At 62.5% G+C, this 25324-nt stretch carries 17 protein-coding genes, 2 tRNA genes, 3 rRNA genes and 1 pseudogene; 4 read left to right on the top strand and 19 right to left on the bottom strand.

Annotation, left to right across the window (positions count from 1 at the left end):
• Window positions 1-146 precede the first annotated feature (146 nt).
• Entirely contained in the window at window positions 147-401 is a 255-nt protein-coding gene (locus tag L0U84_RS29620; RefSeq protein ID WP_027193933.1) for a GlsB/YeaQ/YmgE family stress response membrane protein, read from the top strand.
• Between the two features lie 113 nt (window positions 402-514).
• On the opposite strand, the gene L0U84_RS29625 is transcribed toward L0U84_RS29620, so the two are convergent.
• The 3 genes from L0U84_RS29625 to L0U84_RS29635 form a co-directional block, all read right to left on the bottom strand.
• The gene (locus L0U84_RS29625) at window positions 515-2014 is read right to left on the bottom strand and encodes an acetyl-CoA hydrolase/transferase family protein (RefSeq protein WP_233855615.1); all 1500 of its coding nucleotides are present in this window, start codon (window positions 2012-2014) and stop codon (window positions 515-517) included.
• A 178-nt stretch (window positions 2015-2192) separates the two neighbouring features.
• A complete protein-coding gene (locus L0U84_RS29630; protein WP_233855617.1) occupies window positions 2193-2411 on the bottom strand; it encodes a hypothetical protein in 219 nt (72 codons plus the stop codon).
• Between the two features lie 138 nt (window positions 2412-2549).
• A complete protein-coding gene (locus tag L0U84_RS29635; protein WP_233855619.1) occupies window positions 2550-4763 on the bottom strand; it encodes an FUSC family protein in 2214 nt (737 codons plus the stop codon).
• A 199-nt stretch (window positions 4764-4962) separates the two neighbouring features.
• Between L0U84_RS29635 and L0U84_RS29640 the strand changes: the two genes are divergently transcribed.
• Window positions 4963-5958, top strand: a complete 996-nt coding sequence (locus tag L0U84_RS29640) for a LysR family transcriptional regulator (protein ID WP_233855621.1) — start codon at window positions 4963-4965, stop codon at window positions 5956-5958.
• Between the two features lie 42 nt (window positions 5959-6000).
• On the opposite strand, the pseudogene L0U84_RS29645 reads toward L0U84_RS29640, so the two are convergent.
• The 16 genes and pseudogenes from L0U84_RS29645 to L0U84_RS29720 form a co-directional block, all read right to left on the bottom strand.
• Window positions 6001-6894: pseudogene (locus tag L0U84_RS29645) on the bottom strand (IS3 family transposase); the annotation flags it as partial.
• An 81-nt stretch (window positions 6895-6975) separates the two neighbouring features.
• A 5S ribosomal RNA gene (rrf, locus tag L0U84_RS29650) occupies window positions 6976-7089 on the bottom strand.
• A 155-nt stretch (window positions 7090-7244) separates the two neighbouring features.
• Window positions 7245-10125 (bottom strand): 23S ribosomal RNA (locus L0U84_RS29655).
• 292 nt (window positions 10126-10417) lie between these two features.
• Window positions 10418-10493, bottom strand: a tRNA-Ala gene (locus L0U84_RS29660).
• A gap of 93 nt (window positions 10494-10586) precedes the next feature.
• Window positions 10587-10663: transfer RNA gene (locus L0U84_RS29665), tRNA-Ile, on the bottom strand.
• 74 nt (window positions 10664-10737) lie between these two features.
• Window positions 10738-12268 (bottom strand): 16S ribosomal RNA (locus tag L0U84_RS29670).
• Together the 16S, 23S and 5S rRNA genes with 2 tRNA genes alongside form the textbook arrangement of a ribosomal RNA operon.
• 503 nt (window positions 12269-12771) lie before the next feature.
• On the bottom strand, window positions 12772-13332 hold the full coding sequence (locus L0U84_RS29675) for a phosphonate degradation HD-domain oxygenase (RefSeq protein WP_233855623.1): 561 nt from the start codon (window positions 13330-13332) through the stop codon (window positions 12772-12774).
• Between the two features lie 3 nt (window positions 13333-13335).
• Window positions 13336-14787 (bottom strand): phosphonoacetaldehyde dehydrogenase, encoded by a 1452-nt coding sequence (gene phnY, locus L0U84_RS29680; protein WP_233855632.1) that lies wholly within the window; start codon window positions 14785-14787, stop codon window positions 13336-13338.
• Window positions 14784-16064, bottom strand: a complete 1281-nt coding sequence (gene phnA, locus L0U84_RS29685) for a phosphonoacetate hydrolase (RefSeq protein ID WP_233856866.1) — start codon at window positions 16062-16064, stop codon at window positions 14784-14786. Before phnA ends, phnY begins: the two co-directional genes overlap by 4 nt.
• A gap of 105 nt (window positions 16065-16169) precedes the next feature.
• Window positions 16170-16925 carry a phosphonate utilization associated transcriptional regulator gene (locus L0U84_RS29690; protein ID WP_233855634.1) on the bottom strand — a complete coding sequence of 252 codons (756 nt, stop codon included), beginning with the start codon at window positions 16923-16925 and terminating at the stop codon, window positions 16170-16172.
• An 87-nt stretch (window positions 16926-17012) separates the two neighbouring features.
• Window positions 17013-17876: a 2-aminoethylphosphonate ABC transport system, membrane component PhnV gene (phnV, locus tag L0U84_RS29695; protein WP_129957531.1), complete on the bottom strand. Its 864-nt coding sequence runs from the start codon at window positions 17874-17876 to the stop codon at window positions 17013-17015.
• Window positions 17866-18825 carry a 2-aminoethylphosphonate ABC transporter permease subunit gene (locus tag L0U84_RS29700; RefSeq protein WP_233855641.1) on the bottom strand — a complete coding sequence of 320 codons (960 nt, stop codon included), beginning with the start codon at window positions 18823-18825 and terminating at the stop codon, window positions 17866-17868. The genes phnV and L0U84_RS29700 overlap by 11 nt, the downstream gene beginning before the upstream one ends.
• Window positions 18803-19903 carry a 2-aminoethylphosphonate ABC transport system ATP-binding subunit PhnT gene (phnT, locus tag L0U84_RS29705; protein WP_233855642.1) on the bottom strand — a complete coding sequence of 367 codons (1101 nt, stop codon included), beginning with the start codon at window positions 19901-19903 and terminating at the stop codon, window positions 18803-18805. Before phnT ends, L0U84_RS29700 begins: the two co-directional genes overlap by 23 nt.
• A 105-nt stretch (window positions 19904-20008) precedes the next feature.
• The gene (phnS, locus tag L0U84_RS29710; RefSeq protein WP_233855643.1) at window positions 20009-21100 is read right to left on the bottom strand and encodes a 2-aminoethylphosphonate ABC transporter substrate-binding protein; all 1092 of its coding nucleotides are present in this window, start codon (window positions 21098-21100) and stop codon (window positions 20009-20011) included.
• A gap of 175 nt (window positions 21101-21275) precedes the next feature.
• Window positions 21276-21620 carry a hypothetical protein gene (locus L0U84_RS29715; RefSeq protein ID WP_233855644.1) on the bottom strand — a complete coding sequence of 115 codons (345 nt, stop codon included), beginning with the start codon at window positions 21618-21620 and terminating at the stop codon, window positions 21276-21278.
• A gap of 136 nt (window positions 21621-21756) precedes the next feature.
• Complete coding sequence (locus L0U84_RS29720; RefSeq protein WP_233855645.1) at window positions 21757-22512, bottom strand: DeoR/GlpR family DNA-binding transcription regulator; 756 nt, start codon at window positions 22510-22512, stop codon at window positions 21757-21759.
• Between the two features lie 283 nt (window positions 22513-22795).
• Here L0U84_RS29720 and L0U84_RS29725 point away from each other — a divergent pair, with 283 nt between their 5' ends.
• Both L0U84_RS29725 and L0U84_RS29730 read left to right on the top strand, forming a co-directional pair.
• Window positions 22796-24352, top strand: a complete 1557-nt coding sequence (locus L0U84_RS29725) for an ABC1 kinase family protein (protein WP_233855646.1) — start codon at window positions 22796-22798, stop codon at window positions 24350-24352.
• Window positions 24353-24436: 84 nt separating this feature from the next.
• Window positions 24437-25306 carry a DMT family transporter gene (locus L0U84_RS29730; protein ID WP_233855647.1) on the top strand — a complete coding sequence of 290 codons (870 nt, stop codon included), beginning with the start codon at window positions 24437-24439 and terminating at the stop codon, window positions 25304-25306.
• Window positions 25307-25324: the final 18 nt, after the last annotated feature.

Genomic DNA, 25324 nt, shown 5'->3' on the forward strand with positions numbered 1-25324 from the left:
CCCCTTTGTTCGCGCGCATCGTCTACACTTAGCTTGCTGCAGATTCAGATTGTGTTAATTCCGCGTCCTGAACATGGACTGTCCCATAACCTTCGACTAAGCTCTGTCACCGTGATTTGTTCACACTCAACCAGGGAGTCTCGAATATGGAACACGGCATCATCGCATGGATCATCATCGGCGCGATTGCGGGCTGGCTCGCGGGTGTACTGGTCAGGGGCGGCGGCTTCGGCCTGATCGTCGACATCATCGTCGGGATCGTCGGCGCGTTCATCGGCGGGTGGCTCGCCGGCGTGCTGCATATCTCGCTCGGCGGCGGCTGGATCGGCTCGATCATCACCGCGTTGATCGGCGCGGTCATTCTGCTGTTTATTATCCGGCTCGTGCGACGAGGTTCCTGAGCCCCCCATCCGATGTCATGAAGCGCCAGCGGGCTCGTGCCGCTGGCGCTTTTTTGTTGCCGGTTTCTTCTGCTTTTATCGCTGTGATCGTGGGCGCTGAGGCCGTTGCAAAATCAGGCCAGTAGCATCGAGCCCGTGTCGCGCAGCCGCGTATGCCATGCAAAAGCCTGCTCGAGGCAATGCGGCGTCTGCCCTCCCCAGCGCAACGCATCGCGGTAGTAGTCTCGCAACAGCTCGCGATACTGCGGATGTACGCAATGCTCGATGATCAGCGTGGCACGTTCGCGCGGTGCGAGGCCGCGCAGATCCGCGAGACCCTGCTCGGTGACGACGACGTCGACGTCGTGTTCGTTGTGATCGCAATGCGGCACCATCGGCACGATGCTCGAAATGCGGCCGCCCTTCGCGGTCGACTTGCTCGCGAACACCGCGCAGGACGCATTGCGCGCAAAGTCGCCCGAGCCGCCGATGCCGTTCATCATGTGCGTGCCGCCCACGTGTGTCGAATTGACGTTGCCGTAGATATCGAATTCCAGCGCGGTATTGAGCGCGATCAGGCCGAGCCGCCGGATCACTTCAGGATGGTTGCTGACCTCCTGCGGACGCAGCACGAGCCGGTCGCGATAGCGCCCGATATCGCCGAATACCTGCGCCTGCCGCGCGGCCGACAACGTGATCGACGCACCGGATGCGAACGCGACCTTGCCGGCATCCATCAGGTCGAACGTAGAATCCTGCAGGACTTCTGAATAGATTTCGAACACCTCGAAAGGCGATTCGACGAAGCCTGCCAGCACCGCGTTGGCGATCGTTCCGATCCCCGCCTGGAGCGGGGGCAACTGCGTCGGCATGCGGCCGCGCGTAACTTCGTGCTGGAAAAACTCGATCAGATGACCGGCGATCAGCGCGGTTTCCCGATCCGCGGGCAGCACCGTGGACGGGCTGTCGGCCATATCGGTGATCACGATCGCCGCGATTTTCTCGGGCGGAATCTCGATAGCGGGTGTGCCGACGCGGTCGTGCGTGCGCACGATCGGCAGCGGCTCGCGATGCGGCCGGCGCCCCGGAATCCAGATGTCGTGCAAGCCTTCGAGCCCGAGCGGCTGCGCAAGATTGATCTCGACGATGACCTTGTCAGCGAGAATCGCGAAGCTCGCCGAATTGCCGACCGATGTCGTCGGCACGATAGCGCCGCTCTCCGTGATCGCGACCGCTTCGATGATCGCGACATCGAGCTTGCCGAGCTGGTTCGCGCGCAGCATCTCGACTGTCTCCGACAGATGCTGGTCCACGAACATCACCTCGCCGCGATTGATTGCGTCGCGCAGCGTCTTGTCCACCTGAAACGGCAGACGGCGCGCGAGCACGTGCGCTTCGGTCAGCATGCGGTCGACGTCATGACCGAGCGAGGCGCCCGTCATCAACGTGATGCGCAGCGGCTCGCCCAGCTGGCGCGCACGCTCGGCGAGCGCGACCGGCACGGCCTTCGCGTCGCCCGCGCGCGTGAAACCGCTTGCGCCAACGCGCATGCCGTCGCGAATCAGGAGCGCCGCGTCGGCGGCCGTGGTGATTTTTCCGCGCAGCGCGGCGCAGCGAATTCGGTCTTCGTACATGAAAGGGAGTCTCTCCATAGTCGCCAGTTTCGTCCACTGGTGCGCACCTCTGCGGTGTGCTTCGCTCAATAGACGGTTGCCGCACCCGTCGCGGCGTCTCGATCGGACGGCGTCGCGAGCAGGTGTTGGGTCGCGTGACAGGTATTGCGCGTGAGGCAGCTGGATTAATTTTTCGAACTTAGCTGCCGAAGTAGATGTTGCAGAAACTCATCGGGCCAACGCATTCATCGGCTTTCGCTTTCGGTGCTTCAACCTGCTTGCGCGCGGTAACCTTATCGGCGCGCTGACCATCCGCTTGCGCGACCTGCTGCTCCGGCGCGGCCGGCGCCGTTTGTGCATAGGCGGCGGCAGCAGTGGACAAAGAACAGGCAATCAGGACCATCTTCAACACTTTCATCTCTTTCTCCAGGACTTACGACTACTGCGACGATTACTGCGAGGCAGTGACGAAACTATATGACCGCCACCTGCGCGAATAAACGGGGCCGCCCGGAAGGGATCTTTCCATCTGGCAGAAAGATCCACGCAGCATTGCTCAGCGACGATTGAACGGCGCATCCTTGTCGAGCAACGCGCTACGAATGAAGTGCAGACAGCTCAAGATGCGCTGCAGGTCGTGACGCCGCTCGCGATCTGCACGCACCGTCTGCAGCATGTCTTGCGCGAGCCAGGTGGCCGAGCGCACGGCAACGAGTGCGCATTCGAGCGAACGCGGACCTGGGCGTTCGAAGAGCCGGGCGAGATGGTCGCAGCTGTGTTCGATCACGCTGCGCCAACGCGGCTGAAGGAGGTCGGCATAGTCGGCGCGAGCGGCTTCGTTGCGCAGATCGATGACGGCGTGACCGACTTCGATCGTCGCGAGCATCCAGCGAAGTGCGTCGCGCCGTCGTCGTGAACGGTGCGTCAGCAGCATGCGCAGTTGCGAAGCCAGATCGTGCGTGCTCGACTGGAAACGTCGGTTCAGACCCGGCAGGCCGTCCTTGCAAGCCGATACAGCTTGCGCTCGCAGGTCCCCCATGATCCGCTCGATGAGCCAGCGCATATCGGCGGGAAAGACCACCGCGAAAACAAGCGCCGCGAGCACCATCGACGCGGTCAGCGCGATGCCGTTGTTGATCAGCAGATCGGGCACGTAGCTGACGACGTTGTCTGGCCCGGCAAGCAAACAGAAGAACACCGAAAAACCGATGCCAAATCCTGCCGCGCCGCGACGCGTCGCGATGAATGCGCCGAGCGCGAGCACCGGTGCGAGTACCACGCAAAGCAGCGGGAAACCATCGATATTCGGATACACGTAGCACATGAATACGTAGCCGGTGAGCGTCGCGAGCACGGCGCCGAGCGCCATCTGCATAGCCATTCTGGTGGCGCTCGGGGCCGTGGACGTCAATGCACAGACAAGCGTCGCGCCAATCACGGCGAGGCCGCCGCTCGGCCAGTTGGTCGCGATCCAGAACGAACTGGCGATCCCGATGACGACAGCCGAGCGCACAAACGTGAATAACACGGCGAAGTGGTTGGTGCGGCTTATAGAGCCGCTCGTGCGGTGGCATTTATGCGGGCTTGAGCTACGTCGGATGGTTTGCGGTGCGCGTTCTTTCTTTCGCCATAAGCATGCATAGGTTTCCGAATAATTTGTCCATTCGCCCACGAAGCGATACAGCAATTCGGCTGCCGTGTCGAAGTCCGCAAGCGATTCCGCGTACGCGGCTTCGAGTGGCCGCCTGGTTTCGCGTATCCGGCGTGGCAGGTTCGCTCGAAAGAGGCGCAGGTCGGCTGCCACGTCCGATGCTTCGACGTCGACTTCGGCTCGTTTTTCGAACAAGGCTTCCAGTTCGTCGAGGTACGGGTCGATGGCTGCGAGTATCGACGCAGCACGGCTCACGCGTAACCGTTTCAGCAACTGATGCAGCGCATGCAGACGCGCGCACGCATCCATGAATTCGCTATTCAGACGCGCCAGATGCGCACCGCTCGAGCGCATCTCCGGATCTTCGAACGCGACGAAGGTGCGCGTTGCTTCGAAACCAGCGATTTCGTCGATTAATTCCGCGAAACGCCGTTCGAACTGATTGCGCTCGAGCCTGCGTGCGAGCACATCGACAGTGAACGCAGTAAAATTCGCGTACCTGATCTGAAGGTTACGTCGTAGCGCGAGGCTCGAGCGCTGCGGCACAAGCAACGCGCTGACCGTGCTCGAACACACGATGCCGACCGCCACTTCCGCCGCCCGCGTGAGTGCTGCGAGGAACAGTCCCTGTGGCGCCATCACGTTCGGAATGCCGATCAGCGCGGCCGTGTAACCCGCGAGCACAAAGCCGTACCACCTGAAATGCCGATACCGGACTGCCGCAGCAATACAGGCGCTCACCCACACGATCATGCCGAGCATGTACAGTTCGGCCTGCTGAACGAACAGCCCGCCGAGCACGAGTGCGGCGACGGTCCCTACTGCCGTTCCGAGAATCCGGTAGAAGCTCTTCGCGAGCACCATGCCGCTGAACGGTTGCATCAACACGAACACCGTCGTCATCGCAATGCGCGGCTGCGGCAGATCGAGCAGCATCGCCATACCCAGCGCCAGCAGACCGGCCGCGACCGTCTTCAGCAGGTGCAGCCAGGTCAGACCGTCGCTGCTGGCCCAGTCGCGTGCGGCCCGATTGAGGTTGGCCCGGCTGAGTCGTCGCCGCATGACACCGCGCAGACTGAAAAAATCGGCCGATGGTTCGATCGCATGATCGGGTTTCATCTGAATTCAGTGCACCCCACGTGGTCGCTGAAGGAACCTCCGGGCAGAATCGCTGACACCGGCAGGCGAGGCGCCGATTGTAGGAGTCCGCGATGCGCGCATTAAGACGATAAGTGCAGAACATCTGTTCCAGAACGGACAACAATAGGTGTCTGAGACTGGCGGAAAATATGACCTTGGTCATGAAACAGAAGGTTTGATGGACACGCTACAAAATATGCGAGTGTTCGTGCGGGTGGTCGAAGCCGGTAGCTTCACCGCGGCCGCGCAATCGCTCAATTCAACGACCGGCGCGATGTCTCGCGCAGTCTCGGAGCTTGAGGCACATCTGCGCACGCGCCTGCTCAATCGCTCGACGCGCCGGCTTGCGTTGACCACCGCCGGCGAGCGCTATCTGAAGAGATCGCAGCAGATCCTCGCAGATGTCGACACTGCGGAAGAAGAAGCTAGTTGCGCGCACGAGCGACCGACTGGCGCGCTGCGCATGCATAGCTTTGCGAGCATCGGCCAGCACTACGTGCTGCCGGCGATTTCGCGTTATCGCGCGCTTTATCCTGATGTGACCGTCGAGTTGACGCTGTCGCAGCGCATGCCGGATCTGTTCGAGGGCAGCGCCGATGTGGCCGTGATCGGTGCATCGACGCTGCCCAATTCGGACCTCGTATCGTTTCCGCTGGGGACGACGTTCAGCATCCTGTGCGCCTCGCCGGCCTACGTGCGTGCGCACGGCGCGCCGCAAAAACCAGCAGACCTTGCGCATCACGAATGTCTGATCCTTCATACACCGGCGTTTCCGCCACATGAATGGACGCTCGACGGCCCGAACGGCAGTGAGTTGATGGAAGTCGACGGACCGGTGCACGTGAACATCGCCGAATCATTGATCGTGGCGATCCGCGAAGGCATGGGCATCGGCATGGTGCCGCTCTACGCGGCCATTTCGGGGTTGCGCGATGGCACGCTGGTGCGCGTGTTACCGGAATATACGCTGCAGAAGACGACTGTTTACGCGCTCTATCCGTCGCGCAAGTTCATCGATGCAAAGACACGCACGTGGGTCGAATTCTTGCGCTCGCATCTCCCACAGGTGATTGCGCGCGACGAAGCATTGCTTGCTGAGGTCGGGCAATTGAGATCTGTACATGAGCCAGCGGAGACGGAGGCTCACGTTGAGCGTGGGCGCGCCAAAGAATAGCAGTCAGGACGTGGACTTGCCCCTGCATGACCGGACACGCGGTCACGCTTCGGTTGGTGAAGTTGCGCGCTGGCAGAATTCGCGTGGCGAGCAGTATTTCAAGGCGCTGTGCGGATGCGATTCGATGTAGTGGTCAAACGCGACGGCCAGGTTTTGCAGTGCGGTTCTGACGTCAGGCTGGGGCATCCATGAAACGTAGTCTCGCTTTATCGTTTTGACGAAAACTTTCGGCCATCCCGTTGCTCTGCGGACTTCTCACAGGGGTCGTGACCGGCTTCAAACCGATTGTCCGCGAGAACGTCAGCGTTTCCTCGGCAATGTAGCAGAAACCGTTATCGCTGAGCCACTCGATTTCGCTGTCGGCCTTAAGCGCGCCATTGAAACGGTTCTCCACCGCCTGAAGCATCACGTCCGCACCATGTCCCCGGTGTAACCACCCGTCGTCGCCGCCCAGCTGGTGGCTTCCCGGTCGCAGCAGTCCAGCGCAAAGATGACTCGCAACGGCGCGCCATCATCGCAACGGAATTCGAAGCCGTCGGAACACCAGCGGGCATTGCTCCTGCCCACCGCGACCTTGCCGTCGTGTCGCCGCGAGGACGGGGTATGGCGAGGACGGCGTTCAAGTAGCAGGTTGTGGGCACGCATGACGCGATAAACCTGTTTTGCATTAACACCTGGACGGCCCGCCGCGTCGCGACGGCGTCTGAGCAGCGCCCAAGCACGCCGGTAGCCGTATGTGGGCGGGTCGGCAACGAGCCCCTGAAGCTCTACAACAAGCGGCTTGTCATCCATGGTCGGTGTCTTGCGCCGGTCGAGCCAATCGGACTGTCGCCTTGATTTGACTGCGAGATTCGAGCTCGACACACCTAGGACTTCACAGACCGTTTTCATCGGTCGTCCCCCGGCAGCAATGGTGAGCGCGCAATCAATTTTTTTGCCCGACTCGAGTATGTTGATTTCGGGCGCGTAAACGCAGAAACCCCACCGCGGTGGGTGGGGTTTCTGACTGGGTGAGGAGCCTGACGATTACCTACTTTCACACGGGCAATCCGCACTATCATCGGCGTGGAGTCGTTTCACGGTCCTGTTCGGGATGGGAAGGGGTGGGACCGACTCGCTATGGTCATCAGGCATGAGAGGTTGCTGCGTCGCAATGGTATGCGCCACAGCCAATCGGGAAGAAGCGTAAAGGATTCGTGTGTGGGGGTTGCGTTGTTTCTGGCACAACACCGATCTCAACCGTGTGCGTGTCGCTCCCCCTGCTGGGGGTAAAACACACCGGTTATAGGATCAAGCCTTACGGGCAATTAGTATCAGTTAGCTCAGTACATTACTGTACGTGCACACCTGACCTATCAACGTCCTGGTCTTGAACGACCCTTCAAGGGGCTCGAAGCCCCGGGGATATCTCATCTTAAGGCGAGTTTCCCGCTTAGATGCTTTCAGCGGTTATCTCTTCCGAACATAGCTACCCGGCGATGCCACTGGCGTGACAACCGGTACACCAGAGGTTCGTCCACTCCGGTCCTCTCGTACTAGGAGCAGCCCCCTTCAAATATCCAGCGCCCACGGCAGATAGGGACCAAACTGTCTCACGACGTTTTAAACCCAGCTCACGTACCTCTTTAAATGGCGAACAGCCATACCCTTGGGACCGGCTACAGCCCCAGGATGAGATGAGCCGACATCGAGGTGCCAAACACCGCCGTCGATATGAACTCTTGGGCGGTATCAGCCTGTTATCCCCAGAGTACCTTTTATCCGTTGAGCGATGGCCCTTCCATACAGAACCACCGGATCACTATGACCTGCTTTCGCACCTGTTCGACTTGTCAGTCTCACAGTCAAGCACGCTTATGCCATTGCACTATCAGCACGATTTCCGACCGTACCTAGCGTACCTTCGTACTCCTCCGTTACACTTTGGGAGGAGACCGCCCCAGTCAAACTGCCTACCATGCACTGTCCCCGACCCGGATTACGGGCCAAGGTTAGAACCTCAAACAGATCAGGGTGGTATTTCAAGGACGGCTCCACGCAGACTGGCGTCCACGCTTCATAGCCTCCCACCTATCCTACACAGACCGGTTCAAAGTCCAATGCAAAGCTACAGTAAAGGTTCATGGGGTCTTTCCGTCTAGCCGCGGGGAGATTGCATCATCACAAACACTTCAACTTCGCTGAGTCTCGGGAGGAGACAGTGTGGCCATCGTTACGCCATTCGTGCAGGTCGGAACTTACCCGACAAGGAATTTCGCTACCTTAGGACCGTTATAGTTACGGCCGCCGTTTACCGGGACTTCAATCAAGAGCTTGCACCCCATCATTTAATCTTCCGGCACCGGGCAGGCGTCACACCCTATACGTCCACTTTCGTGTTTGCAGAGTGCTGTGTTTTTATTAAACAGTCGCAGCCACCAGTTTATTGCAACCCTTTCACCCTCCTGGCGCAGGCCAGTCAAGCTACAAGGGCGTACCTTATCCCGAAGTTACGGTACCAATTTGCCGAGTTCCTTCTCCCGAGTTCTCTCAAGCGCCTTAGAATACTCATCTCGCCCACCTGTGTCGGTTTGCGGTACGGTCACTGTGAAACTGAAGCTTAGAGGCTTTTCCTGGAACCCCTTCCAGTTGCTTCGCTTCCGAAGAAGCTCGCGCCACACCCTTGAGTCCTGTGCCCGGATTTGCCAAAGCACCCTCTTCAATGCAGCGACCGGGACTTCCAACACCCGGACAACCTTCCGCGATCCGTCCCCCCATCGCATTTCACAATGGTGCAGAAATATTAATCTGCTTCCCATCAGCTACGCATTTCTGCCTCGCCTTAGGGGCCGACTCACCCTACGCCGATGAACGTTGCGTAGGAAACCTTGGGCTTACGGCGAGGGGGCCTTTCACCCCCTTTATCGCTACTCATGTCAGCATTCGCACTTCCGATACCTCCAGCACACTTTCCAGTGCACCTTCGCAGGCTTACGGAACGCTCTCCTACCATGCGTGCAAAGCACGCATCCGCAGCTTCGGTATATGACTTAGCCCCGTTACATCTTCCGCGCAGGACGACTCGATCAGTGAGCTATTACGCTTTCTTTAAAGGGTGGCTGCTTCTAAGCCAACCTCCTGACTGTTTTAGCCTTCCCACTTCGTTTCCCACTTAGTCATATTTGGGGACCTTAGCTGGCGGTCTGGGTTGTTTCCCTCTTGACACCGGACGTTAGCACCCGATGTCTGTCTCCCGTGATTGCACTCTTCGGTATTCGGAGTTTGCTATGGCGTAGTAATCCGCAATGGACCCCACAACCATGACAGTGCTCTACCCCCGAAGGTGATACACGAGGCACTACCTAAATAGTTTTCGGAGAGAACCAGCTATTTCCAGGTTTGTTTAGCCTTTCACCCCTATCCACAGCTCATCCCCTAACTTTTCAACGTTAGTGGGTTCGGTCCTCCAGCACGTGTTACCGTGCCTTCAACCTGGCCATGGATAGATCACCTGGTTTCGGGTCTACACCCAGCGACTGAACGCCCTGTTCGGACTCGCTTTCGCTACGCCTGCCCTAATCGGTTAAGCTTGCCACTGAATGTAAGTCGCTGACCCATTATACAAAAGGTACGCCGTCACCCCTTGCGAGGCTCCGACTGTTTGTATGCATGCGGTTTCAGGATCTATTTCACTCCCCTCCCGGGGTTCTTTTCGCCTTTCCCTCACGGTACTGGTTCACTATCGGTCGATCACGAGTATTTAGCCTTGGAGGATGGTCCCCCCATCTTCAGACAGGATTTCACGTGTCCCGCCCTACTTGTCGTACACCTAGTTCTTCCTCGCTGTTTTCGTCTACAGGGCTATCACCTGCTATGGCCGCACTTTCCAGAGCGTTCGACTAACAATGAGAATAAAGAGTACAGGCTGATCCCATTTCGCTCGCCACTACTTTGGGAATCTCGGTTGATTTCTTTTCCTGCGGTTACTTAGATGTTTCAGTTCACCGCGTTCGCTTCACATGACCTATGTATTCAGTCATGGATACTCCATTAGGAGTGGGTTTCCCCATTCGGACATCTCCGGATCAAAGCTTGTTTGCCAGCTCCCCGGAGCTTTTCGCAGGCTACCGCGTCCTTCATCGCCTGTGATCGCCAAGGCATCCACCACATGCACTTGTTCGCTTGACCCTATAACAGGTGTGTCTCAAGACGCACCCGCTACAGGTTGAGTATTCGTGTTGCGCCGTATTCCAAAGCAATCTTTCGATCACTTAAAAATACATCGATACAATCACAACCCTGATTCACCTACTCACGCACCCATCTCTAAGTACGCTTTCGTGAATCTCTTTACTACTTCTTCCTGATTGTTAAAGAACGACAGCCGATTATGAGTTGCCTCATATCGCTCTGACTGGCTCAATCGCCAATGCAAAGTACTCAGCATCCCACTTCATGCTGAACCCTTGGCATTGAGGATTGGTGGAGGATGACGGGATCGAACCGACGACCCCCTGCTTGCAAAGCAGGTGCTCTCCCAGCTGAGCTAATCCCCCTCTCATAGCCACGCAAACTTAGCTCATTCGCTTAACCCCCTTCGGGGGTGAGATGCTCGTAAGTGCTAAAGCACTAACGATCATCGCAAAGGATGGTGGGTCTGGATGGATTCGAACCATCGACCCCCGCCTTATCAAGACGGTGCTCTAACCGACTGAGCTACAGACCCCTGAGCCTGTCTGCGTTGCTTCTACTAACCACAGCCGATAAGCGTGAGCGCTTGCGCAGCAATGCAAGCTCTGGAAAGGAGGTGATCCAGCCGCACCTTCCGATACGGCTACCTTGTTACGACTTCACCCCAGTCATGAATCCTACCGTGGTGACCGTCCTCCTTGCGGTTAGACTAGCCACTTCTGGTAAAACCCACTCCCATGGTGTGACGGGCGGTGTGTACAAGACCCGGGAACGTATTCACCGCGGCATGCTGATCCGCGATTACTAGCGATTCCAGCTTCACGCACTCGAGTTGCAGAGTGCGATCCGGACTACGATCGGTTTTCTGGGATTGGCTCCACCTCGCGGCTTGGCAACCCTCTGTTCCGACCATTGTATGACGTGTGAAGCCCTACCCATAAGGGCCATGAGGACTTGACGTCATCCCCACCTTCCTCCGGTTTGTCACCGGCAGTCTCCCTGGAGTGCTCTTGCGTAGCAACTAGGGACAAGGGTTGCGCTCGTTGCGGGACTTAACCCAACATCTCACGACACGAGCTGACGACAGCCATGCAGCACCTGTGTTATGGCTCCCTTTCGGGCACTCCCACCTCTCAGCAGGATTCCATACATGTCAAGGGTAGGTAAGGTTTTTCGCGTTGCATCGAATTAATCCACATCATCCACCGCTTGTGCGGGTCCCCGTCAATTCCTTTGAGTTTTAATCTTGCGACCGTACTCCCCAGGCGGTCAACTTCACGCGTTAGCTACGTTACCAAGCCAATGAAGGCCCGACAACCAGTTGACATCGTTTAGGGCGTGGACTACCAGGGTATCTAATCCTGTTTGCTCCCCACGCTTTCGTGCATGAGCGTCAGTATTGACCCAGGGGGCTGCCTTCGCCATCGGTATTCCTCCACATCTCTACGCATTTCACTGCTACACGTGGAATTCTACCCCCCTCTGCCATACTCGAGCGATGCAGTCACCAATGCAGTTCCCAGGTTAAGCCCGGGGATTTCACATCGGTCTTACATCACCGCCTGCGCACGCTTTACGCCCAGTAATTCCGATTAACGCTCGCACCCTACGTATTACCGCGGCTGCTGGCACGTAGTTAGCCGGTGCTTATTCTTCCGGTACCGTCATCCCTCACGGATATTAGCCACGAGGTTTTCTTTCCGGACAAAAGTGCTTTACAACCCGAAGGCCTTCTTCACACACGCGGCATTGCTGGATCAGGCTTGCGCCCATTGTCCAAAATTCCCCACTGCTGCCTCCCGTAGGAGTCTGGGCCGTGTCTCAGTCCCAGTGTGGCTGGTCGTCCTCTCAGACCAGCTACAGATCGTCGGCTTGGTAGGCCTTTACCCCACCAACTACCTAATCTGCCATCGGCCGCCCCTTGAGCGCGAGGTCCGAAGATCCCCCGCTTTCCTCCATAGAGCGTATGCGGTATTAATCCGGCTTTCGCCGGGCTATCCCCCACTCCAGGACACGTTCCGATGTATTACTCACCCGTTCGCCACTCGCCACCAGGATTGCTCCCGTGCTGCCGTTCGACTTGCATGTGTAAGGCATGCCGCCAGCGTTCAATCTGAGCCAGGATCAAACTCTTCAGTTCAAACCTGTTACTGTTTTCGGTCTCTCTCGAGACCGGTCGCTCACTCAACGTACTGACGATGATCAATCCGTCTTTCGACAGATAAACCTTCCTCTAATACTGTGTGAGGCTTCTGATACTTTTGCCTTGCAGCAGACTCCGGAGAATCCGCCGCCGCATTCCGCATCAAGCGCCCACACTTATCGGCTGTTAGTTTTTAAAGATCGATCCGCCCAACCCGCAGTACCTGAACTACCACCACCCGGCACCGCTTCGTTTGCGTCGCTGCGTCTGCAGCAGAGAAACGAGATTATGGAGAACTTTCACCGGATCGTCAACAGGTTTTTATCACTCGCTTAACCTGCCCACGCCGCTGAAACCCTCGCCATCCAAGGCTTCCCGCTTCTCCGCGCCCCGATGTCCGGAGCACGAAAGAGCGAAATTCTAGTCGCCGCCATCGGGACTTGCAAGCGATATTTTGACGCGCCGGGCGCACACCCTACCGCAACCCGAAGCACCTCGACTCAAGCAGTCGCATGCGCGCGCATCGCCCGTTCGACCACAGCCAAATAATGGTCGATCCCCGGCGTCGAGCGATCCTTCTCTTTCGCGCGGTCGTCCCATCGGCGCAAGCGCATCGCGTCTTCCGCGTACGGCTTTTGCATAAACGCCTGCGCCTCTTCCCTGCTAAAGATCCCGCCCTGCAATTGCAGGCTGCGCACCGAGTCGGCGGACAGCTGACCGAAATAGGTGGCGTCGATCGCGCACAGGCAGCGCTTCGCGTCGACGTGCAGACGAATCGGCTCCAGCACCGCATCCGACAATACCGGCCGCAAAAACGGCAACGCGAAGTACTGGTGCAAATCGTCGACGCCCCGCTCCGTCGGCGTCTCCCCTTGCAGATTCAGCAGATGTCCGAGGTCGTGCAAAAACGCCGCGGCGACCAGTTCGTCGCTCGCGCCTTCCGCCTCGGCCAGCGCCCCGCTCTGCAACGCGTGCTCGAGTTGCGTCACCGGTTCGCCGCTATACGCGAGGCTGCCATGTCGCTCGAAGAGCACACGGATATCGTCGAGACTCAATGCCACCTGTTACTCCCAAGGTAATGAAAACGTCTTCAGATTGGTAAAACTCTTCATCGCTTCCTGCACGCCTTCCTTGTAGCCCAGGCCAGAATCCTTGATGCCGCCGAACGGCGTCAACTCGATCCGGTAGCCCGGCACTTCCCACACGTTGACGGTGCCCACGCGCAACTCATTGATGAAGCGCGTGATCGCGTCCTGCCGGTTCGTACACACGCCCGACGACAAGCCGAACGGCGTCCCGTTGCTGATCCGGATCGCGTCGTCGAGCGTATCGAACGCGATGATCGGCGACACCGGCCCGAACGTCTCCTCGCGCACGAGCGTCATCGACGGATCGACGTTGTCGAGCACGGTCGGCGCGTACAACGCGCCGCTGCGCTCATTGCCGAGACACAGCCGCGCGCCCGCGGCCACCGCCTCGTTCACGCGCGCCTCGAACAGTTGCGCGGCGGCGGCGTCGATCACGGTGCCCATCTGGTTCGACGCATCGAACGGATCGCCGAACGTCCACGCGCGCGTCTTCTCGACGACCCACTCCGTGAACTCCGCCGCGACGCGCTGCTGCACGAGCATCCGCTTGACCGCCGTGCAGCGCTGCCCCGAGTTCTTGTACGAGCCTTGCACCGCGAGGGTCGCCGCGCGCTCGAGGTCGGCGTCGTCGAGCACGATCAGTGGATCGTTGCCGCCCAGCTCCAGCACGACGCGTCGATACCCGGCCTTCGACGCGATGTATTTGCCGATCGCGACACCGCCCGTAAACGTAACGAGTTCGACCGACGCGTGCGTGATCAGCTCGTCGGCGATTTCGCGCGGATCGCCGGTCAGCACCTGCAGCATCGGCCTGGGCAACCCTGCTTCATACAGCAGATCGGCCAGATACAGCGCCGACAGCGGCACCTTCTCCGACGGCTTCAGCACCACACGATTATTCGTCGCGATGGCCGGCGCGACCTTGTGCGCAACCTGGTTCATCGGATGATTGAACGGCGTGATCGCGACGATCACGCCCGCCAGAGGCTCGCGCTGCGAGAACACGCGACGTTTTTTGCCATGCGGCGTCAGATCGCAGGAGAAGCTCTGAGCGTCGTCGCGCAACGCCTCGAACGACGCAAAGCGGAACACGTCGGCGACGCGGCCGATCTCGTAGCGCGAGTCCTGCTTCGACAGACCCGACTCGAGCGAGATCAGATCCGACGCCTGTTCGCTGCGCTCGCGCAGCAGCCCCGCCGCGCGCTCGAGAATCTGCGAACGCTCGTAGCGCGACAGCGTCGGCTGATATGCGAGCGCGTAGTCGAACGCGGCGCGCACATCGTCGACGCTGGCGAGCGGCACCGTGCCGACGCGCATACCGGTATAAGGATCGAACACGTCGAGCGTACGTGCGCGCGTCGCGCGCTCGCCGGCGAGCCGCAGTGCTTCAGCGCGGAACGCCGGATGGTCCCGCAGCACCGTGTTCATGATGCCGACACGCGATTGAGCACGACGTCGAAGATATCGAAGTTGCGCAGCCGTTCAGGTTCGCTGCCGGTGCCCGACAGCTGAACCCGCCGGTTGAACAGCAACGGCACTTCCTGCTCGGAAATCCCGCCATGCGAGCGCAGCGGCACGGTGAGCCCGGACAGGTCGTGCTCGTTGCGCCGCGTGCCGAGCACGACATGCTTCGTGCCGATGACGACCAGATCGCCGATACGATCCTCGGGCAGCCCGAAACGCGCACAAGCGCCACGCCGATCGAGCACGACTTCGATTCCCGGCAGGCGACCGATCCGCGCAATCACGGACACAGCGTCGACCTCGCGCGGCAAATAGACGGTCGCGAACGAACCCAGCGCGCCATGATGCACGACGTACGGGTCGGTGATAGGCAGAATCACGCGCGCCGTCGACGCGCCGAGCCAGTCATCCAGCACGTCCTGCAGATAGATCACGTTCGGCTCGCCGGTTTGCGGATCGTGCTTCGCGTTCATGCCGTGGTCGGCGGTGAGACCGATCACCCAGCCGAGCGCGTCGAGCTGCGCGAGATAGCCGTCCATCATCGCGTAGAACGCGTTCGCGCCTTCGGTACCGGGCGCGCACTTGTGCTGGACATAGTCGGTCGTCGACAGATACATGAGGTCGAGCTTGCGTGTCTGCGCGAGGCGCACGCCGGCCGCGAACACGAATTCCGACAACCCCGCGCTATACACGTCCGGCAACGGCAAGCCGACCAGATCGAGCACGTCGTCGATGCCGTTCTCCTCGCGCGTCACCTTGTCGGCTTTTTCCGCCGAAAAACAAATGCCCTTCAACTGCCAGCCGAGCAGCCCGCGCAGCTTGTCCTTCGCGGTGACGACGGCGACCGCGGCGCCCGCGCCGGCGGCGGCCGCGAGCAGCGTCGGCGCGCGCAGGTAGGCCGGGTCGTTCATCATCACCGCCGCGCCCGCGCCGTCGTTTGCGTCGGTGTCCCAGAAGTAGTTGCCGCAGATGCCATGCACGGCCGGCAGCACGCCGGTCACGATCGACAGGTTGTTCGGGTTCGTGAACGATGGGATCACGCAGTCGCCGCGAAACGCCGCGCCGCCCTCGAGCATCGAACCGATGAACGGCGCGACGCCGGCCGCGACCGCCGCTTCCAGATACGCAAACTCGCAGCCGTCGACACAGACGACGACCGTCGGTTGCGAAGGCAGTCGGTAGCTGCGGCCGTTGACTTCGATCGTGCGTTGCTCGGGGTGTGTCATCGCATCGTTTTCCATAGCCGGGGTTGTCATTGCAAAAGCTTCATCGCCCTGTTGCCTGTTCGCGGGCGAGGTTGCTCAGGCGTGTGCCGAAGCGTTCGCCTCGGCTTCATCGCCGCGCCGTCATCGCCCGCGCGAGCCGGCCGCGCCCGCGCGCGCCGGGAGGCGCTGCTCCTGCGCCGCATCGCCCGCCACCGCGCATGCCGCATGCGCGCGCTGCAACCCGCCCTGCACATGCGCGCGCATCAACTGCGCGGCCTGCTCCGCATCGCGCGACGCGAGCGCGGTCAGAATCGCGCGATGCTCGGCGAGCGAGCGCTTCATCGCGTCGGCCTGCACGACCAGCGCCGCTCGCCGAAACAGGCTCAACTCGCTGACGAGCCTGCGATACGTGTCGTACAACTTCGTGTTACCCGCCGCCGCGACCAGCGCATCGTGAAACGCGACGTTCGCGCGCGCATACGCATCGTGATCGTGCGACGCGAGCGCGGCGCGCATCGTATCGACCCAATCGCGCAGTGCCGCGAGCTTGCCCGCGTCGATGCGCGCGGCCAGCATCCGGCACGCCGCCTCCTCGAGCACTGCGCGCACCGCGTAAATCTCGTCCGCCTCCGCGAGCGAAACCGTCCGCACGAACACGCCGCGATTCTTCTCGGTACGCACGAGCCCCGCCTGCTCGAGCGCGCGAAACGCCTCGCGCACCGGTCCGCGCGACACCTGCAGCCGCGCCGCCCAGTCGGCTTCGTTGAGCTTGTCGCCCGGCGTCAGCGTGCCGTCGACGATATGCCGCTCGATCTCGTCGCGCACCAGCGTCGTCAGCGAATGGCGGCGCACGACCTCGATCGGATCGACGGCAGCAGAGTGCATATATTCGGTCATTTTGACAAATTTTGCCACATCGACATCGCCGTGCACCAATTGGCGCGACTGCTCCAGATCAAGGAAAGCGCCCGCCGGTCAGTCGGATCAGTCGATCCGGCGGCGGGGAGCGCGCGCCGCGATCAGCAAAAGCGCGACCAGCGAGACCATCAGCAGAATCAGCGACAGCGCGGACGCCGGCAGGTAATAGCCCCGCTCCACCTGCCCGACGACGACGATCGGCACAGTCGCGAAGCCTGGCGGATACACGGTAAGCGTCGCACCCAGTTCGCCGAGCGACAGCGCGAAGCCGAGCGCGAGACTCGCGCGGATCGCCGGCACCAGTTGCGGCAGCACGACGCGGCGCAGCACCATCGACGGCGGCGCTCCGAGGCTCGCGGCCGCTTCGCGCAGCACGGTCAGCTCCGGGCGCAGCGCGGCGGCGGCGCACCGGTAGCAGAACGGCAGCACCAGCGCGAGCTGCACGAACACCACGATCGCCGCCGAGCTCGACAGGTCGAGCGGGCGCTTGTGATACGCGATCAGCACGGCGAGGCCGAGCACCACGCTCGGCACGCCGTTGGGCATCATCGCGATCGTGTCGACGACCGCGCCGAGGCCGCGCCGGTCGCGTCCTTCGAGCGCGAGCGCGAGCCACAAACCGAGGATCGTGCCGAGCACCGCGACGCCCATGCCGACTTCGAGGCTGGTCGTCAGCGCGTCGAAGTCGCTCGAGCTGAGGCGCTCGAACCAGCGCATGCTGAAGCCGTCGGGCAGGATCGTGCCCGACCAGTGCGACGCGACGCTCGATAGCGCGACGACCAGTACCGGCAGCACGAACAGCCAGAAGCTCAGCAGCGCGGCAAAGCCGAGAAAGAGACCGCCGAGCATTCGCACCGCGAGGCTGTGCCGCACCGGCCGGCCCTTCTTGTGCATGACCGGCAGCACGGTCGGATCGAGTTCAACGGCCATGACCGGCTCCTTTCACTTTGCGACTATTGACGCGCCGGTACAACGCGTACAGCGACAACGACATCAGCAGCATCACGACCGCGCCGGCGGCGGCGGTCGGCAGATCGAGATCGACGGTGGCGGCGCTATAGATCGCGACCGGCAGCGTGATCAGATGGGCGCTGCCGAGCACCAGCAAAATGCCGAACTCGTTGAGCGTCAGCAGGAAGCACAGGATCGTGCCCGCCGCGATGCCCGGCCACGCGAGCGGCAGGATCACCTTGAACGCGACCATCAGGCCATTCGCGCCGAGGCTGCGCGCCGCTTCGATCAGCCGCCGGTCGAGCAGCGCGAACGATGCCAACGTCGGACGCACGACGAACGGCGTATAGAACACGACTTCCGCGAGAATCACGCCGCCGATGCCGAACAGAAAATCGAGCGGCGGCGCCTGCAGATTGAACAGCCGCTGCAGCCCAATGCTGACCGAGCCCTGCGAGCCGTACAGAAAGATCAGCGTGAACGCGACCAGAAACGACGGGAACGCGACGAACAGCTCGAGAAAGCGCGTGACCATGCGCGCGCCCGGAAACGGCTTGAAGAACAGCACCGACGCGAGCGCCACACCGAGCAGCGAAGCGAGGCTCGCGCTCGCGAACAGGATGCCGAGCGTGGTGCCGATCACGCCGCGCGTTTCGGGGTTGCCGAAGAACGTCACGTACGCGTGGCCCGACAGACCATGCGCGCCGGTCAGGCTCAGCATCACGAGCCGCACCAGCGGATAGATGACGAGCGGTCCGAGCACCACGACCGCAATGAACAGCAGATGCCATTGCGCAAGGCGCTCGCGGCGCTTCACGGCGGCCGTATGCGCCGCGGCACTCGCGAGACGGCGCGCGGCGGCCTCGGCCTCGGCTTGCGCGTCAAGGCCGAGCGGATTGGACGTATCAGGGCTTGATAAGGACGACATCACCAGCCTCGTAACGCAGGGAAACACGCGCGCCCTTTTCCGGCGTCATGCCGTGACCGCGCTGCATCGTGACGAGCACCGGGTCGTTCGGCAGCGCATCGAGCACGACCGATACCGACAAGGCCGCGCCATACCACTCGACCGACGCGATCGCGCCGTGCAACTGCCCCTCGCCGAGCGGCACGATGCGCAGCGCCTCCGGCCGCAGACACGCGACGCGATCGCGCTCGTTGTAGCGCGCGTCGTCCATGCCGAACGCGACCTGCGGCGGCAGCAGATTGGCCGCGCCGAGGTAGCGCGCGACGAAACCGTCGGCCGGCGTGTCGTACAGCTGCTGCGGCGTGCCGAGCTGCGCGATATGGCCGTCTCGCATCAGCAGCGTGCGGTCGGACAGCACGAGAGCGTCGTCCTGATCGTGGGTCACGCAGACGATCGTCAGATTCGGCAGGCGTTCATGCAGCGCCTTCAGTTCGGAGCGCACCGACGCGCGCAGATTGGCGTCGAGCGCGGACAGCGGTTCGTCGAGCAGCAGCACGTCGGGCTCGATCACGAGCGCGCGGGCGAGCGCCACGCGCTGCTGCATGCCGCCCGACAGTTGCGCGGGCATCACGTGACCGGCATCGCCGAGCTGCACGAGCTTCAGCGCCTCGGCGACGCGGCGCGCGACGTCGCGCGCCGGAATGCGCCGCGCGCGCAGACCGAACGCGACGTTCTCGAATACCGTCAGATGCGGAAACAGCGCGTAGCTCTGGAACAGCAGACCGAGATTGCGCTTGTGCGGCGGCACGTGCGTCAGATCGCGGCCGGCCACCGTCAGCGTGCCGGCCAGACCGTCCGCCTCGATGAAGCCCGCGATGAAGCGCAGCAAGGTCGTCTTGCCGCAGCCGCTGCGGCCGAGCACGGTGAGCAACTCGCCGCGCTGGATCGTCAACGACAGATCGTCGAGCACTGTGCGCGCGCCGAAGCGCACCGTCAGGTGATCGATCTGCACGCCACCCGGCACGTCCGAACGCGCGGCGTCGAGCGCATCCAGCGGTGCGCGAGGCGCGGTGGGGTGAGCGAGACTGGCCGTATTCACCGGGGTCGTCCTCCAACAGAATTAATGCCGATGCGGCGCCGCGCAGTACGTGCGAAGCGCCGCCTGAATCGACAACGTCAAACGTTGCTGACGTTGGTCACTGACTTACTTCGGCTTGACCACTTCGGTCTCTTTGCCCGACGAACCGATCACTTCGCTCTTCCAGCGTGCGGTCCAGTCCGCTTTCTTGGCCATCACGTGGTTCCAGTCGACCGGAATCAGCTTCACGCCGGCGATCGACTGCTTGACCGCTTCGCCGTTCTTGCCGGCGAGCGGCACGTCGCTGCGACCCGGAATGCCGAAGATGTCCGGCACCTTCGACTGCACTTCCGTCGACATCAGATAGTCGATCAGCTTCTTGCCCTCGGCCTGGTTCGGACCGTTCTTGATCAGCCCGATCGCGTACGGCAACTGGAACGTGGTCGGCTGGCCGCCAGGGGTGGCCGCGAGGAACACCGGCTTCAGCGACAGGCCGCCATTGGCCGCGTCGTCGAGGTCCATCTGCAGATCGCCGTTGGCGACCGCGATCTCGTTACGCGACAGCAGCACATCGAGGTAGCCCGTGCCCTTGGTGTGGAACTTGGCGCTCTGCTCGAGCTTCTTCAGATAGTCGAACGCCTGGTCTTCGCCCATCAGCGACGAGGTCAGGATGATCACCGCCATGCCGTCGCCGGCGGTCGCCGGATTCGAATAGGCGACCTTGCCGGCGAAGTCCGGGTGCAGCAGGTCCGCGAACGTCTTCGGTTGGGTCTTGGTGACTTCGGGGTTGATCGCGAACGAGAAGTAGTTGTTCACGAAGGTCGCCCACGCACCGTTCGGCGCCTTCGCGATGGCCGGCACGTTCTTGTAGTTGACGCTCTGGTACGCCTGCAGCAGACCGCTCTGGTCAGCCTGCTGGATGAACGGCGGCAGCGTGACGATCACGTCGGCCTTCGGCTGATCCTTCTCGATGGTCGCGCGGTTCACGACTTCGCCGCTGCCCGCCGTGACGATATTGACCTTCACGCCTTCCTTCTTTTCGAAGGCCGGCAGCACATCCTTGTACAGATTTTCGAGGCCGTCGGCCGTGTACAGCACGACGGCGTCGGCCGCATGAGCCTGCATCGCGGCACCGCCGAACGCTGCCGCGGCGACCAGCGCCGGCAGCAGTTTGCGCGCGAGGCCCGCTGCGGCGTGAAGGGAATTCGTCGTTTTCATGTCGCTCTCTCCGAAAGGCTAAAAACCAGACGGTCGGGATAACCCCATACCTGTAGTGATTGAACGGCGGCATGCGCCGCGTGGCGTTGCCCGCTGCGGTTGCCGCGCCGGTCTCCATGGATTGCAGATTGCCGACAACTTTGCCGCTTCTCGCCCAGCCTGACTGACAGCCCGCCTACGACACCCGCGCTGCCGGCCCCGCCTGAGCGGGCACGGCAAGAATCACAGGTTTCGATGACAAGGCCATGACGATTTTGCCTAATTCCAAAAAAAGACACAAATTGCCAACACAAGCCAACCGAAGGAATTCATCGCGCCACCCAAAAGCGGAGCCCCGCGCGCCGATCCCGTGTGGATCGTACACGGCGAAAATGACGATGTATGCAGGGTGCGTCGGGAAATTGCGGAAGGTGCTCGGCGAGCGGCGGTGCTCGCGGATGCGGCGCTCGCACGGCGCGCTGGCCGTGCGTGTGGCGCTCGCGGCATCCGCCTTTGTTGCGGCGGACGCGGGGCTGACCACGGCGCGTCTTGTGCCCGCCCGCTCCGGAACCTGCAGGGAGAGTCGCGGCTTTTTTTATTTAGATTTTGGCGGGCGGGGAATGGCGCTCCAGACGAGTGGCGTACGACCGCGGCGGGAACCGCCCCGCCCGACCGTCTCAGGCGATCAGAATCTCCGGACCGTGCGCGGAGATCGCCTTGCCGAGCGTGCGCTCGGGCGCCAGTTCGGTGACCAGATAACGCGCCGACTCGATGCCGTTGATGCGCACCGGCGTCACGCGTCCGAACTTCGAATGATCGGCGACGATCACCACCATGTCGGCCGCGGCGATCATGCGGCTGCGCACTTCGGCCGCCATGCGGCTGTAGTCGGTCAGATAGCCGTCAGGCGAAATCCCGCCCGCGCCGATGAACGCAAAATCGGCGTGGTACTGCGTCAACTGCTGGACCGTGTCGAGACCGAAGGTCGCGTCCTCGATATCGGACAGCTCGCCGCCGAGCAGCGTCACGCGATTGTCGTTGCGCCGGCCGAGCAGCAGCGCGATGCGCCAGTCGTTCGTATAGACCGTCAGACGATGCCGGTCGAGCAGCGCCCGCGCAACCGACTGCGTGGTGCTGCCGGAATCGATGATCAGCGACGCGCCGTCCGGCACGAACTCGGCCGCGCGCTCGCCGATCGCACGCTTCGCGCCGGCGTTCTCGGCTTCGCGCGTATCGAGATCGGGCTCGCGGCGATCGCTCGACAGCGCGCCGCCGTGCGTCGTCACGAGCAGGCCGCGGCCGGCCAGCGCGTTGAGGTCGCGGCGGATCGTTTCGCGCGATACGTTCAGTTCGCGCACCAGTTCGGCGACCGACAGCGCGCCGTTCTTGGCGACTTGCGCGAGGATGTATTGATGACGTTGTTCTGCGAGCATCTGTGGAGGCCGGAAGCCGGCACGCTTGGGTTTCGCCATGGTTGAGGAAGGCCGCCGTATTGTAGTACGCGTATCCCGCGTGATGGTGCGGGCGTGCAGGTGTCGCTCATGGGCGCGCCGACGGCGGCGCTGCGAGCGCATCGAACCGTCCTTGCGTACGAATACGCCAGCCATCGCGCCGACCTGCTAACCTTGACGGCTGGACTCGTCAGCCATGCGGCGAACGCAATGCCGCGGCCCGGCCGAGTCCCGCGCACAATGCCCCCCGTCAACCGAACCGCCGATGCCGTCACTGTTTCGCCGTCTACTGCTGCTGTTCCATGCGCTGCGTTACGGCGCACGCCTGATCTGGCTCGCCGCCCCGCCCGACCACAAACTGCACTGGATGATCGAGCTGATCGGCCGCGTGCATGCGTCGGAGCGCAGCGGCGCGCAGCTGCATGGTCTGCTGCCGGCGCTCGGTCCGCTCGCGAGCCGCTTCGCGCAGACGCTCGCCGGGCGTCCCGAGCTCACCACCGCCACGCTGCATGACGCGCTGGATGCAGTCGATCACATGGAAGTGCCACTGTCGCCGGACGACTCCGCGCTGGCTCTGACGCGGGCGTTCGGCCGACCGCTCGGCGAGCTGTTCAGCGCGGTCGACCTCGTGCCGGTACGCAGCGGCTTCGCCGAGCAAACCCATTTCGCGCGGCTAGCGGTGCCGGTCAAAGGTCACCACGAAGTCGCAGTCAAGCTCGTGCGCGCGCAGCAGTTGCAACAGATCGGCGATGAACTCGCGCTGCTGCGCTGGGTCGCGCGCTGGCTCGAAAAGCTGTCGCGCGTCGCGCGGCGGCTGCAGGTGCGCGCGCTCGCTCAATCCTTCACCGACGACATCCTGCGCCGCTTCGACCTGCGCGCCGAAGCCGCCAACCTGAGCCAGACCGGCCACCATTTCGACGGCGACAAGCGCATCGTCGTGCCGGACGTGATCTGGGAGCTGTGCACCGACCACACGCTGACGATGCAGCGCATCAACACCTTGCCCGCGAACGACCTGCCCGGCCTGCACGCGCACGGCATCAAGCTGGCGCCGCTCGCCGCGCATATCGTCGAGGTGGTCACCGAGCAGGCATTCGAACACGGCTTCTTCCACGCGACGCTCGATGCGCGCCGCGTGCGCGTCAGCATCGAGCCGGACACGCTCGGCCGCCTCGTGCTCGCGGAGTTCTCGATCATGGCGACGCTGTCGAGCGGCGAGCGCGAGTTCTTCGTGCACGGCGCGACCGCGTTGTTCGACCAGGACTACGGGCGGCTCGCCGACATGCATCGCGAGGCTGGTCACGTGCCGGACCACACGCGCACCGAGCTGCTCGAAGCCGAGCTGCGCACGCGCGCCGAAGCGCACTTCGCGGCGGCGCCCGAGGATCGTTCGGCGGGTTCGCTGTTTCATCATCTGCTGCACGGCGTGCAACCGTTCGACGGCCAGGTGTCCGGCCGGCTCGCGACCGCGCAGCGCTCGTTCCAGCAGGCCGAGATGATCGCGCGGACGCTGCATCCGGGCGTCGACACATGGAACATCGCGCGTGGCGTGCTCGCTAATATCGCGCGACGCGATCTCGATCATCGCGGCTGGCTCAAGCGTCTGTCGCACGAGCTGCCGCATCTCGCGCATATGCTGCCGCGCGTGCCGCAACTGGCGGTGCGCTATCTGCAGCAGCACGATCGAACCGGCACGCCGCAGCAGAACGCGCAACTGCTCGCGGATCTCGCGCGCGAATACCGCCGCACGCGCCGGCTGTTGTGGGCGTGCGTCGTCTGCGGCGGCGTGCTCGGAGCGGGGATGGCGCTGCTCGCGTGGTGACGGTCCCGCGCGCGTTGCAGCTTTGAACAAGACGCGCGCCGGCCGTGCCGCCAACATGGCGGCTTTTTCAAACCACCCGCCTCGATGCTCGCTTCCTTTCTTGCCGCCGTCTTCGTCGTGCTGTGGTCGACCGGCTTCGTGGTCGCCCGCGCGATCACGCCTTACGCGGATCCCAATCTGTTTTTGCTGGCCCGCTTCGGCGGCACCGCGCTGATCTTCGCGCTGGCCGCGCTCATCGCGCGCGCGGCGTGGCCGACCGGCCGCGACTTCGGCAAGCACCTTGCCGCGGGCGCGCTGCTGCAAGGCGTCTATCTCGGCGCTGGCTACTGGGCCGTCGCGCAGGGTCTGAGCGCCGGCGTAATGGCCTTGCTCGGCGCGCTGCAGCCGCTCGCGACCGCCGCCGTCGCCGCGCCGCTATTCGGCGAGCGCCTGTCGCGGCGCGGCTGGAGCGGCATGGCGCTCGGCCTCGCCGGCGTCGTGCTGGTGCTCGCGCCGAAGCTCGCCGCCGCGACCCCGCCCACGCACGGCAACGCGCCCGCGTGGCTGGTCGTGCTGATATCGGTCGTCGCGGTGGGGGCGATCACGGCGGGCACGCTGTTCCAGAAGACCTCGCTCGCGAAGGCCGATATTCGCAGCGCGAGCGCCGTGCAGAACGTCGGCGCGGCCGTCGTCGCGGGCGTGCTGGCGCTGGCGCTCGGCGAGCATCGCTGGATCGTGTCGACGACACTGTGGGCATCGCTCGCGTGGGGCATCGTGATGCTGTCCGGCATCAGCGTCACGTTGCTGGTCTGGATGGTCCGGCGCGGCGATGCGGCGCGCGCGACCGCGCTACTGTTTCTCGCGCCGCCGCTTGCCGCGCTCGAAGGCTATCTGGGGTTCGGCGAGACGCTGCTGCCGGTGCAGATCGCCGGGTTCGCGCTCGCGCTGGCTGGGGTATCGTTGGCGAGGTCGTGAGAGGCCACGTGCCGGCAT

This window comes from Paraburkholderia sp. HD33-4 (assembly GCF_021390635.1).
In the GTDB taxonomy this organism is placed as follows: Bacteria; Pseudomonadota; Gammaproteobacteria; order Burkholderiales; family Burkholderiaceae; genus Paraburkholderia.